The sequence below is a fragment of the Desulfonatronospira sp. MSAO_Bac3 genome (genome assembly GCF_003838035.1).
GTDB classification, from domain to species: Bacteria; Desulfobacterota; Desulfovibrionia; order Desulfovibrionales; family Desulfonatronovibrionaceae; genus Desulfonatronospira; species Desulfonatronospira thiodismutans.
Map to the genome: position 1 here is coordinate 1 of NZ_QYZY01000049.1, position 11,422 is coordinate 11,422.

Below are 11,422 nucleotides of genomic sequence, written 5' to 3' on the forward strand. Positions count from 1 at the left end.
GGATCACCATCAGCCTGGGCGCAGCTACGGTCAGGCCTGAGGATACCCAGGACAGCATGATAGCCAGGGCGGACAAGGCCATGTATCTATCCAAAAGCCAGGGCAAAAACGCCTGCAACTTTATGTGAATCAGCCTACTGCTTTTCCATCTGCAAAGCGCGGTTCGTGCAGGGGCAGAATTATATCCGCGCTGTCCCGGACCCGGAGCATGATGTCGTAGGCCTGATAAGAATTGATCAGGGTGCCGGGAGGAATGACTTCCATCTCCATGGCCCTGATCTCTTTCGGGGGATCAAAGTTTTCTTCAATAACGCAAAATCCGGTGATTGCGGCTCTGCCCTGGCTGGTCTGAACAAAAACGCTCATGCCTCCCGGGGTGTGGGCCGGGGTATGCATGACGTATATTCCCGGAAAGAGCTCCATGTCCTTTTCCACGGTTCTTATCTGTCCGTTTTCCTCTGCGTCCAGGATGTAGTCATCCAGGTACCTGTAGTCCAGCGGGTGCGGGTTGTGGGCGCTTTCCAGTTCCTCTGGACGCACGAATATCTCGGCATTGACGCATTCGGCATCGTTTTCGCAGTGATCGTTGTGCAGGTGGGTGTGGATCACCGCATCAATGTCATTTGGTTGGAGACCTACTCTGGCCAGTCCTTCCTCAAAGGTGTATATGGTTCCACCCAGGTCCTGCCGGCGGTCTTCAGATATGATGGGGCTCATCTCCCCGGTGTCGACCAGAATGTTACGATCCCCGCCTTCCAGATACCAGGCATAGATGGGTATAATATAAGGAGTTCCAGCGCCGTGCTGGTAGGTCATCATGGACTTGTCGAAACGCTTGGTGCCCATAACCAGGGGATGTATCCTGTATGTGGCCATGGTTTTGTCCTCCTTGAAAAGCCGGGGCTCTGTGCCCAGGGTTTCTGATGCAAGCTGATACCGGTTTTCAGGCAGCCTTGAAATTCAGACTGAAAATATGCTCAGAAATGGCTTGTGTCAATGCTGGTGTAGAGTTGACAGGCAGCTGCAGCTTTTTATGGTTACTCCTGTAAAGATGTGACTGAAAAAAGTCATTTTTGCAGTCACAGGCGTCAGACATCAGACGTCAGGGGTCTGTAAAACCAAAGAGTTAGATGATCCATTTTTATGATTGCCAGTTATTTTCTGATTTTTTGCAGGTGCATCTGTAAATATTATAAAGGAGGTCGATCATGAAATTTGCGGTACGCATATATGGTGAAGTTGAAGGTTTTACACCGGAAAAGCTGGAAGAGCTGCAGAAAACTGATCTGTATCCTTTCGAGGTGAGAGACGGCCGGGTCGAGGTGGAGCATGAAGGAGAGCCCATGGATATTGAGCCCTCTGTGGAAGTTATTGCCACAGCCCTGGGGGAAAAAGGATCTGGTTATGTCGATTACATAGACAACGACGAGTGGGTGGTGTGGCGCTACCAGCTAAGCCCGGGCCACTGGCAGTGCACAGAGGTGAACCCCGACCACGCCCTGGAAGGTTACGGGCACCTGAAATAGGGGGTTTTCGTGAATTACGCATGTCAATGGATCAGCTGAAAATGTCAGGAGACGCACAGCCCGGGCAGGTGATCTCTTTGCTGATATTTACAGGTAAATTGAATGTAAAATTACAGTTGACGTCGTAAATTTTACAGCTTAATATACGAGCATGCAAATTGATTCACTTCGCTTTCGTTTTTTAAAACAAACCCTGCCTGAAGCGTCCAGAAAGCGGATCGCAGTGCTCACCGGGGCCAGGCAAACCGGCAAGACTACATTAGTCAGAAATCTCTATCCGGATCTGGCTTACATAAATCTTGATGCCCCGGAAAACAGGGAAATCATAAGCGGTGTTTCCAGTACCCTCTGGTCTGAAAGTGTGGGCAATGCCTTAATCGATGAAGCTCAAAAATTGCCGGATATCTTTGAAAAGGTAAAATTTGCTTTTGATGAAGGGGACATAGACTTTAGTTTATTAACCGGATCCAGCCAGATCCTGCTCTTAAAGAAAATCAGGGAGTCATTGGCCGGCAGGGCTTTTTTCTACGAACTCTGGCCGCTTCTGCAGTCTGAAATCAAGACCCCTTTTAACTCGGAACATGTCCGCCTTCCCATTATTTACCATCTTCTGGGTAATGAATCATTAGAAACAGTCTTAAAAAGCTGCCCCCCTGTACTGTTAGAAAAAGAAGATGCGTATTTAAGACAAACAGAAGAGTACAGCCTTAACTGGGGAGGGATGCCCGCACTTTTGGAGCTTGAAGATTTTGAACGCAGGCAGTGGCTGAAAAATTACAGCTATACCTATCTGCAAAGAGATTTGGGTGATATAGCCAGGCTTGACGACCTGGCCCCGTTTCACAAATTTCAGAAGTTGTCGGCCCTCAGATCTGCAATGCTTTTGAATTATTCGGAACTTGCCCGTGATGCCGGATTGAGTGTGGATACCGCCAGGCGCTACTTTGAATACTTGAAGCTTTCCTACCAGGCCTATTACCTGCAGCCCTATTATAAAAACCTGACCAGTACAGTCATAAAAACTCCGAAGATGTACTGGATAGATGTGGGCATCTTGCGGCAGCTTACTGGATTTTGGGAAGGTGTAAGCGGTGAGTTGTATGAAACCATGGTAATCAGTGAAATATTTAAACTGATTCGTACTTTTCAGATAGAGGCTGAGCTTTACTTCTACCGAACCCGCTCCGGGAGGGAACTGGATTTATTAATAGAGACCCCTGCCGGTATAACCGGAGTAGAGATCAAGTCCCGGGATAAAGTCTATGCAAAAGACTTCCGGACCATGCAGGATGTGGCTTTAAAACTGGGCAATAGATGGCGTGGAGGACTGGTTGTCTACCGGGGCAGGGAAGTCAGGAAAGCTGCTGACCCAGGTATCTGGATTGTTCCCTCCAGAAGACTCTTTGGTTGAACGAGATTTGCAGCAGCTGACGCAAAGGCGTCTGTGAGAGTGGGACATGGGGGACAGGCAAGATCTTTCTCTTTAAACGCAGTCTTCAGGTATTCGTTAGAATTTCTTCAGGCTTTGTGTGCGCAGGTAGCAAATAGTTTTAAGGATATGTGCGGGGGCATTGTCCGCCTGGCAGACAGGAAAATTAACATATCTCCCCCCTGAAGGGTTACAACCGGCATATAGTGGCTGGGATTGTTTTGTGATCCTGGGAGTTCAAAGCTCACAGAGGCTTCTTTGGGATAAATTCAGAAAAAGGAAGGGATCTCATACAACCACCCCCGGCCCTTGGCTAAGGAGGGGAGCTACACCGTGCCATGGATTTAGTGCTGTGGATAAGTGCATTTATTTATTTTTCATCCGGAAACAGTTCTTTTTTCTTTTGGCTGAGCCTGCCACGTGTTTCGCGTGGTCAGTCTGTACAAGGAAGGGATCTCATACAACCACCCCCGGCCCCTCCTTGGCTAAGGAGGGGAGCTACACCGTGCCCTGGATTTACTGCTGTGGATAAGTGTAGTTATTTAGTTTTCATCCGGAAACGGTTTTTTTCCTTTTGGCTGAGCCTGCCACGTGCTTCGCGTGGTCAATGTGCACAATAAGACAAGAGTCCAATCCCCCAATCCTTCAATCCCTAAATCCCTTAATCCCAGAATCCACAATCTTAATAAGGCAGATATCTGTCAAACTCCATGGCGGTAACGCTGGTACGGTGATCTTCCCATTCCGCGGTCTTGATGTTCATGAGGTTCTGATACTGCTGTTCTCCCAGGAGGTCTTTGAGGAACGGGCTGTCTTCGGCTTCAACCAGGGCTTCGAACATGGTCTTGGGCAAGAGCCGGGTATCCCAAAGCTTTTTCTTCATGGACTGAAAATACGCCTTGCCCCGGTCGGGGCTGTTGCAGTCAAGCTCTTCCCTGATGCCCTGCAGGCCCATTTTGATAAAGGCAGCCATCTGCAGGTAGATATTTCCGGCCGGGTCCGGGCTTCTAAGCTCCAGCCTTGTGGCCTGGGCATTGGTGGCATAGGGGATGCGCACCATGGAAGTACGGTTGCGCGGTCCCCAGCCTACGACCACCGGGGCTTCACGTTCAATAACGTATGCCTTGTAGGAGTTGAAGGTGGAAGCCATTAGGATGGAGGTCTGTCTGGCGTACTTGAGTATGCCGGCAATGAACTGCCTGGCCACATGGCTGAGGTTGTGCTCGTCCCCCTGCTGGTAGAATACATTCTGCCCGTCAAGGTCCTGCATGGACAGGTGAATATGCAGGGCGTTGCGGTTTTTGTTGTTGAAGGGCTTGGGCATGAAACTGGCATGCAGGTCGTGTTCAGAAGCTATCATGTGAGCTACGTAGTTGAAAACCAGGGTTCTGTCCGCGGCATTCAGGGGGTCGGCGCATTCAAAATTTATCTCGTGCTGGGAGGGGCTTACTTCGTGATGGGCCTTTTCAAAAGGCACCCCGCAACTGGTCAGGACGTCTATGATGCGGTTGCGGACTCTTTCCCCCTGGTCCCTGGGGTCGGCCTCGCAGTAGCCGGCGTTGTCGGTATTGAGATCCCTTGAATATTGATCCTGGTGAAACAGAAAAAACTCATACTCCGGGCTGGCCTGGAACCTGAAACCCATTTCCTCGGCCTCTTCCACGACTTTTTCCAGGACATACCTGGGGTCGGTGCTGGCCCTTTCTCCATGCTCGTTGTGTATGGTGCCCACGAAAAGAGAGGTCTTTTTCTCCTTGAAGGGCAGTACTTTCAGGCTGTCCAGAACAGGCATGAGCAGGCGGTCGCTGTGTTCCACGGTAGCAATACCGGCTACGGAACTGCCGTCAAAGCCTATGCCTTCAACTGAAATCTGCCTGATGTTTCTGGGATTGACCGGAAGGCGTCTGATACGCCCATTAAGGTCCGTGAAAATGATTTCTGTTGAGTCGGTGGGTTCCATCATGTCTTCAATATCTGTGTTTGACATCTTGAACTCCTTTCAGCGCAGGCTGGAGAGTAAGACTTGATACACAAGCCGTTTGTTGTATGAATACAAGGTTGATTTACATCTGTATGCAATGATTGGACCTGAAGCCGGTTGGTGCCAGGGCATGAAATATGCGAGGCAATGGGAATCTGCAAGGGGTTGCCTGGGGAATGGGATCTGGAAAAGTTAGTGTCTGTCTGGCTGAGCGTCATGTTTTTAAATTAAGGTTTCTGCCGGGAGGTTACAGGTGGTCCCGGCAGAAACAAGATTGACTGTTTTATTGATGTGCCTGCAAAAAGTTGTTTTTGCAGGCACATCTTCATTCCGGAATAACAGGCAGGGAAGTGTTCTGGTCGAGGTAGTTTCTCAGAACGTATTCCTCGTCTGTCTTTTCCTTGAGGTAATAATCGGGCATCAGGGGCACCTTGCCGATATTGGTGGCGATTACGTACATGGGCTGACACAGCCCGGTAGTGTGCCCCCGGATGGCATCCCGGATAAGTTCGGCCCCTTTTTCCACAGGGGTCCGGAAATGATCTATCCCCGGTGCCGGCTCGCAGTAAAAGACGTAATAGGGGCGGATGCGTACTGTAAGCAGCTTCTGGTGCAGTTCTCTGAAGGACTGTGGGTCGTCGTTGATGCCTTTCAACAGTACGGCCTGGTTGCCCACATTTACTCCGCAGCGCATGAGGTCGTATACCCCTCTGGCGGTTTCCTCGGTGATTTCCCTGGCATGGTTGCACTGGGTGTTGATCCATACCGGTACCCGGTGAAAATCTCCCAGAATTTCGCAAAGTTCTTTGTTTATCCTGCTGGGCAGAACTATGGGGGTTCGCGTCCCGAAGCGGATCATCTGCACATGCGGAATTCGCCTTAATTCTGTGATGATGCGATCCAGCTTTTCATCGGAAAGGATAAAGGGGTCCCCACCGGTGATGAGCACGTCACGCACCTCGGGGTGATCCCTGATCCAGCTCAGTCCTTCATCAACATCGAAGCGCAGGCTCAGGCCCTGGTCCACCACCAGTTCTTTGCGGAAGCAGTGCCGGCAGTAGTTGGCACAGACATCGGTTACGGTAAAGGCGATGCGGTCCTGATACTGCCTGGCGATGCAGTCCGGGCGCTTTTCACCCACAGCCCGGTTTTCCTTGTGTATCAGGTAGTCCTGGATGCCGTATTTGTTTTCCTTTTCCTTCAGGGAAGGCACAACCTGCCTGCGGATGGGGCAGGCCGGATCCTGGGGGTCCATAAGAGATGCAAAGTAGGGAGTCGTGCCCCACCTGGTGCGCATGGTGGTAATGGCCGCGTCCTCGTCCGGGGTTATATCCACATAGTCAGCCAGTTTTTCCCTGGTATTGACCATCTGCTGCAGTTCTTTAATCCACTCCTGCATTCTAAATACCTCACTCATTAAAAAATTATCCAAAAAACACTTCCGCCCCTGGGGTAAAAATATCAAGCCCTATTGGGGAGGCTGTTTTCTTTCTGTGCAGTGGGTATTTTTTTGCATGGGTGATTCTGTCCGTAAAGATTGTTTATATCAGCTGAAAAAAATAGTATGAGCAAGGACCAGGGTCAAGCAAATTCTGAGAGAGACCTGCAAAAAGTCGAAACAGATTAACTGGACAGTATTTTTACAGGAGCCCCATGCGCCATGCGCCACGCCCCATGCGCTTTGCGCCCTGCCCCATGCCCCATGTTTACCCCGTGAAACAGCCCGGAGGGCTTCCTGTCGCAGACAGGAGTTTCACTGGGGCCCCACGCCCTATGCCCCATGCCCTCTGCCTTCTAAACAGCAATATCCCTGTTTTTTATAAGGTCATCAAGAAATTCTATCATGGCCTCGCGCTGACCGGGGTCGGCATACATGATGCAATCGCACCTGAGTCTTTGCTCGCTGCGCACCAGAAGTTCCAGCCTAAGCCAGTCCTGCCCCACCTCCAGTGCCAGGTAATATGGCCCGCACTGGCTGTTGTGCTCCTGCTGGGCTTTTCCCTGCAGGCTTTCGGGCAGGGGAATCCAGAATATTCCGTCCATGGGGGATTTATACCCGGTTTCCTTGAGATGGGCAGTGAAGGTGTCCATATCCCGGGGTCTTATGTCCTGTATCATATAAGAGCGCATGCTATTTCCTTTTTTTCTCGGCATGGGGGTTTTCAGGGATCTGTTCCTCGTCCAGGTTGAAGATCTTGCGGGCCAGATCGATGTATTTTTCCGAGGAACCCTCCTCCCTGGCGCGCCGTTTGAGAAAGACTATGGGTTCATGATAGAGTTTGCCCACCAGGGATTCAGCCAGGTGTTCCATGGTCTGGACTGTTCTTTCGTCTGTGTCCGGCGGAAGATTGCGCAGGGATTTTCTGACTTCCTTGCGGGCGATGTTTTCTCCCTTGTTCAACAGATCAACTATTGTCGGGCTCAAGTCCAGGGAATTGAGCCACTTTTCAAATTTGTCCACTTCCTGCTCGACAATTTCTCCGGCCTTTTGGGCCTCTTCCTTGCGACCGGCCAGGTTCTCCTCCACCACTTCCTGCAGGTCGTCGATATCGTATATATAGACATTGTCCAGCTGGTTCACGTCCGGATCGATATCCCTGGGCACGGCTATGTCGATGAAAAACATGGGCCTGTTCTTTCTTTTTTTCAGAACCTCCCGGATATCCCTGGCCCTGATGATGGCTGAAGTGGAACCCGTGGAACTGATTATAATATCTATATGGTGCAGATAATCAAAAATATCCTCCAGGCACATGGCCTGTCCACCGAATCTCCGGGAAAGTTCCTGGGCCCTTTCCAGGGTGCGGTTGGCCACCATTATCTCCTTGAGCCCCTGGTTCAGCAGGTGCAGGGCGGCCAGTTCAGCCATTTCTCCGGCGCCGATGAGCATGGCCTTGTGCATATCCAGTTCGCCGAAGATTTTTTTGGCCAGTTCTACGGCTGCGTAGCTTATGGAGACTGCACTGGAAGAGACTGCGGTCTCCGAGCGGGTCCTTTTGGCCGAGGAAAAGGACTTGTGCATCATGCGGTTGATGATTACCCCGGTGCTTCGCTCCTCCACAGCCTTGCGGTAGGCGTCCTTGAGCTGTCCCAGGATCTGGGGCTCGCCCAGGACCATGGAATCCAGGCTGGCAGCCACTGTAAACAGGTGGCGTACGGCCTCACGGTCGGTATAGTGGTAAATGTGCCGGCTGAGCAGGTCTTTTTCCGCACCGCAGAATCCGGCCCAGTTTTCAAGCACTTTATCTTTGACCTGTTCCTTGTCCTGGTTCCCCACACACAGGATTTCCACCCGGTTGCAGGTGGAGAGAACCAGGGCTTCGTATACAGGGCCGTCCTTGGAAATCAGTTCCAGGGATACAGGATTGAATCCGGTAAGGGCGAACTTCTCCCGGATTTCAACTTCAGCTGTTTTGTGGCTGAGGCCGAAAAGGTGAATTTTTTGTTCCATCAGGGTCTTAGGCTGTGATGTGTTTCAGTGAAAAAGTTGATGCCCACGAATGATATCAGGGATAAAATAAAAATCAGGATGGCCAGCTTGGCCGGCTTTCTGCCTTTCCAGCCCCCGGTGGCCCGCTTGTGGAAGAGCCAGGCGAAAATCAGCCACACTCCTATGGTGAAGATTTCCTTGGGGTCCCAGGTGAATATGGTTCGCCAGGTAAATGCGGCCCAGATAAACCCTGAAAAAGTGCCTATTGTAAAAAGTGGAAAGCCCGCAAGAACCGCCCAGTGGTTGACCCGGTCAAAGGTGGTCAGGGAGGGCAGTTCTTTAGTTACGTTGCCCATTCTGGACTTGGTCTTGATTTTGCTGTCCAGGTGCAGGTAGGCCAGCCCGGCCCCGAAAGCCATGGCCAGAAGGGCTATGCTTATAAAGAGCGACCCAATGTGCAGCCCAAACCACAGGCCCTGCAAAATCCCGGGGATGGGCAGGGTAGCCGGGGAGATGGCCAGGGACCAGGAAAAGGTCACCAGGGCCAGGGGAGCGGCTATCAAGGACAGAAAATTGAGCTTCAGCCTCCACCAGAGCAGAAAGAAGATGAGCAGTAAAGTCCAGGCCATAAGGCTTACGTAAAACTGGGACTGGGTAAGCACTTCCCCCAGGCCCAGGGCATATTTTAGTCCCAGGTCGGCAGTGTGCAGTACAAACCCGCACATGGTCATCCATATAGATACGTTTTGAACTTTCTTGCGGGTATAGATAAGCCCCAGGACAAATGTGATGGCCCCGGACAGGTATAAAAGGGCAATTGTAAGATCCAGTATTCTAAAAGAGAGCATGGATCATCTCCTGGATATGGTTGTGGGCACCGGAGGGCAGAAGACTCTGCAGGAGCCTGTGCAATCCCTGCCGGTCGCCTTTTTTGAGTAGTTCAGCTGCATTAGAATCCAGTATTGCATGGAAGATCCTCTGGTTTTTCTCCTGGGGAAGTCCCATGGGCAAAACATGTTTTCTAACCCGGGACATGAGAGTGGTCAAGGAAGCGTATTCCGGTCCATACCTTGAGGCCAGTTCCTTTTTGATCCTGGCGCTCAGGGCCGGGCTGGCCCCGCAGGTGGAAACAGCCAGAATCAGGTCCCCGCGCTCCAGCACCGCCGGCAGGACAAGGTCCCCCTGAGCCGGGTCCGTGGCAGTGTTGCACCAGATATTTTTCCGGCGGCAGGCCCGGGTCACCTGCTGGTTTATTTCATGGTCCGAGGTGCAGGCGAATACCAGGTGGCAGCCGTCAACATCACCGGGCTGGAAAGACCTGCTGATCAGCTGTATGGATTCGTCTTCCGGGAGGGGATGGTTTTTTGCCCCGGGATCTATGACAATAATTGTGCCGGCACAACTTTTTATCAGGGTGGATATCTTTCTTCGGCCCACGGGACCGGCCCCCACCACCAGGCAGGTTTTGGATTCAAGGTCCAGAAATACCGGAAAGTATCGCATGACCTGACTGATAAGCTAATAAGCCCGGGATGTAAATAAGCTATGGGGATTGGGGGATTGGGAATTTAGGAATTGGGGGATTTAGGGATTGAAGAATTGGGGAATTGGGGAATTGGGAATTCAGGTGGGGGATTGGGGGATTGTTGCTATTTTTTCGTTGTCTTATCAGTTGGTTGAATATATAATCATTGGCTTAAGGCAGTGCATGATTGAAGCTTTTTCTGTAACTATTCACCAGGGTCCGTGGACTTTGCAAACAGGACGTAAAAACTCACTCCAAGGAAGCGTAAATCAAAACCTATACACGGGTTTGATAGCCAGGATATTTCCTATAAGATGCTTTGAATCAAATTCGGTGTGTTACGGTTTTGATCAACGCTTCCTACGTCGTTCAGACAGTTTACGCCCGGTTTGCAAAGCCCCCGGACCCTGGATATCAGCGGTGCGCATAGATTGACCAATTTTATCAGATGGTGAATAGTGACCTTTTTCTGAGAACCTCTGGCAGGCTGTGTGGTTGCATAGCGAGGAATCAGCCAGGGAATGAGAGTCCAGGTTCGAAAAATTGATAAAAAAGGCCGGAAGATGGTCAGGGTATTTATGAAAAATTGTGTATTTTCGTGCATCATCAGGATGCTTTGCAGGACAGGGTCAGGGGAATCAAAAGTTTTAGGGGCGTTATCAGCAGCAGGCATGCTCCTTGTGTTTTTGCTTTTTGCAGGGACTGCCTGGGCAGGGTCCGGGGCTGTGGACCTGCCGCGTTTTCCTTCCATAAGCCCGGACGGTTCCAGGATAGCTTTCAGTTCAGGCGGGGATCTCTGGCTGGCCGGTATCCAGGGTGGAGAAGCCAGACGTCTCACCCGCCACAGGCATGACGATCTGCATTCCAACTGGAGTCCGGACGGGGAGTCTCTGGTGTTTACTTCCATGCGCGACGGATACATGAATCTGTGGCGTATCCGGGAGGATGGTACTCAGGTAAGGCAGTTGACCCACAGCGACCGGTTCATGCGCAATCCGGACTGGTCCATGGATGAAGAGGGTCGGGAGGTGATTACCCTTTCCGGTCTGCTGGAGGCGGACGTGTACCGGGAGCACCGTCCCTACAGACTGCCCCCCGAAGGCGGGCAGCACGAGAGGCTGCACCAGGCCTTCGGCTCCGAACCCAGGCTTTCACCATGCGGCAGTAAAACCGTATTCACCAGGGGAGGATTTTATCACGACTGGAACAAGCGTCACTACCTGGGGCCCGATGCCATGAATATATGGGTGCATCACCGGGAGGAAGACAGGTTTGAGGCCATAACCACCCGGGATGGAGACGACGGAATGGCCCGCTGGGCAGATGAAGACACCTTGATATTCATGTCCGACCGGGACCTGGGTACGGTAAACCTGTTCAGGCTGGACCTGGGTGATGAAGAACCGGAACCTGTCAGGCTTACGGATTTCCAGGAGAGGGATGTTAAGCACTTTGATGTTTCCGCCGACGGCAGCACCGTGGTCCTGCAGGGCTGGGACCGCCTCTACTCCCTGGACCTGGAAGATGCCGA

At 51.5% G+C, this 11,422-nt stretch carries 10 protein-coding genes and 1 pseudogene; 4 read left to right on the forward strand and 7 right to left on the reverse strand.

What is annotated here, in order from left to right; genetic code table 11:
• The first annotated feature begins 14 nt into the window (after window positions 1–14).
• Window positions 15–128: a hypothetical protein gene (locus tag D5S03_RS13740; RefSeq protein ID WP_353745143.1), complete on the forward strand. Its 114-nt coding sequence runs from the start codon at window positions 15–17 to the stop codon at window positions 126–128.
• A gap of 1 nt (window position 129) precedes the next feature.
• Here D5S03_RS13740 and D5S03_RS01440 read toward each other — a convergent pair whose 3' ends face one another.
• Window positions 130–876, reverse strand: a complete 747-nt coding sequence (locus tag D5S03_RS01440) for an N-acyl homoserine lactonase family protein (RefSeq protein WP_287042464.1) — start codon at window positions 874–876, stop codon at window positions 130–132.
• A 332-nt stretch (window positions 877–1,208) separates the two neighbouring features.
• Between D5S03_RS01440 and D5S03_RS01445 the strand changes: the two genes are divergently transcribed.
• A complete protein-coding gene (locus D5S03_RS01445) occupies window positions 1,209–1,526 on the forward strand; it encodes a hypothetical protein (protein WP_287042465.1) in 318 nt (105 codons plus the stop codon).
• A gap of 151 nt (window positions 1,527–1,677) precedes the next feature.
• Window positions 1,678–2,937, forward strand: coding sequence for an ATP-binding protein (locus D5S03_RS01450; RefSeq protein WP_287042466.1), 1,260 nt, complete (start codon window positions 1,678–1,680; stop codon window positions 2,935–2,937).
• Window positions 2,938–3,637: 700 nt separating this feature from the next.
• On the opposite strand, the gene D5S03_RS01455 is transcribed toward D5S03_RS01450, so the two are convergent.
• The 6 genes from D5S03_RS01455 to D5S03_RS01480 all read right to left on the reverse strand — a co-directional run bounded on the left by D5S03_RS01455 (window position 3,638) and on the right by D5S03_RS01480 (window position 9,869).
• A complete protein-coding gene (locus D5S03_RS01455; protein ID WP_287042467.1) occupies window positions 3,638–4,942 on the reverse strand; it encodes a glutamine synthetase family protein in 1,305 nt (434 codons plus the stop codon).
• Window positions 4,943–5,261: 319 nt separating this feature from the next.
• Window positions 5,262–6,353, reverse strand: coding sequence for a KamA family radical SAM protein (locus D5S03_RS01460; RefSeq protein ID WP_287042468.1), 1,092 nt, complete (start codon window positions 6,351–6,353; stop codon window positions 5,262–5,264).
• A 377-nt stretch (window positions 6,354–6,730) separates the two neighbouring features.
• Window positions 6,731–7,066 carry a hypothetical protein gene (locus tag D5S03_RS01465; protein ID WP_287042469.1) on the reverse strand — a complete coding sequence of 112 codons (336 nt, stop codon included), beginning with the start codon at window positions 7,064–7,066 and terminating at the stop codon, window positions 6,731–6,733.
• A 1-nt stretch (window position 7,067) separates the two neighbouring features.
• Entirely contained in the window at window positions 7,068–8,387 is a 1,320-nt protein-coding gene (gene hemA / locus D5S03_RS01470; protein ID WP_287042470.1) for a glutamyl-tRNA reductase, read from the reverse strand.
• On the reverse strand, window positions 8,387–9,214 hold the full coding sequence (locus D5S03_RS01475) for a cytochrome C assembly family protein (RefSeq protein ID WP_008869332.1): 828 nt from the start codon (window positions 9,212–9,214) through the stop codon (window positions 8,387–8,389). The genes hemA and D5S03_RS01475 overlap by 1 nt, the downstream gene beginning before the upstream one ends.
• Window positions 9,201–9,869 (reverse strand): precorrin-2 dehydrogenase/sirohydrochlorin ferrochelatase family protein, encoded by a 669-nt coding sequence (locus D5S03_RS01480; protein WP_287042471.1) that lies wholly within the window; start codon window positions 9,867–9,869, stop codon window positions 9,201–9,203. Before D5S03_RS01480 ends, D5S03_RS01475 begins: the two co-directional genes overlap by 14 nt.
• A gap of 693 nt (window positions 9,870–10,562) precedes the next feature.
• Here D5S03_RS01480 and D5S03_RS01485 point away from each other — a divergent pair.
• A pseudogene (locus D5S03_RS01485) lies at window positions 10,563–11,422 on the forward strand (S41 family peptidase); the annotation flags it as partial.

Excerpts from the sequence above, each read along its gene's own strand:
- D5S03_RS01440 (WP_287042464.1), bottom strand. The coding sequence starts at position 876 with ATGGCCACATACAGGATACATCCCCTGGTTATGGGCACCAAGCGTTTC.
- D5S03_RS01445 (WP_287042465.1), top strand. The coding sequence starts at position 1,209 with ATGAAATTTGCGGTACGCATATATGGTGAAGTTGAAGGTTTTACACCG.
- D5S03_RS01450 (WP_287042466.1), top strand. The coding sequence starts at position 1,678 with ATGCAAATTGATTCACTTCGCTTTCGTTTTTTAAAACAAACCCTGCCT.
- D5S03_RS01455 (WP_287042467.1), bottom strand. The coding sequence starts at position 4,942 with ATGTCAAACACAGATATTGAAGACATGATGGAACCCACCGACTCAACA.
- D5S03_RS01460 (WP_287042468.1), bottom strand. The coding sequence starts at position 6,353 with ATGAGTGAGGTATTTAGAATGCAGGAGTGGATTAAAGAACTGCAGCAG.
- D5S03_RS01465 (WP_287042469.1), bottom strand. The coding sequence starts at position 7,066 with ATGCGCTCTTATATGATACAGGACATAAGACCCCGGGATATGGACACC.
- hemA (WP_287042470.1), bottom strand. The coding sequence starts at position 8,387 with ATGGAACAAAAAATTCACCTTTTCGGCCTCAGCCACAAAACAGCTGAA.
- D5S03_RS01475 (WP_008869332.1), bottom strand. The coding sequence starts at position 9,214 with ATGCTCTCTTTTAGAATACTGGATCTTACAATTGCCCTTTTATACCTG.
- D5S03_RS01480 (WP_287042471.1), bottom strand. The coding sequence starts at position 9,869 with ATGCGATACTTTCCGGTATTTCTGGACCTTGAATCCAAAACCTGCCTG.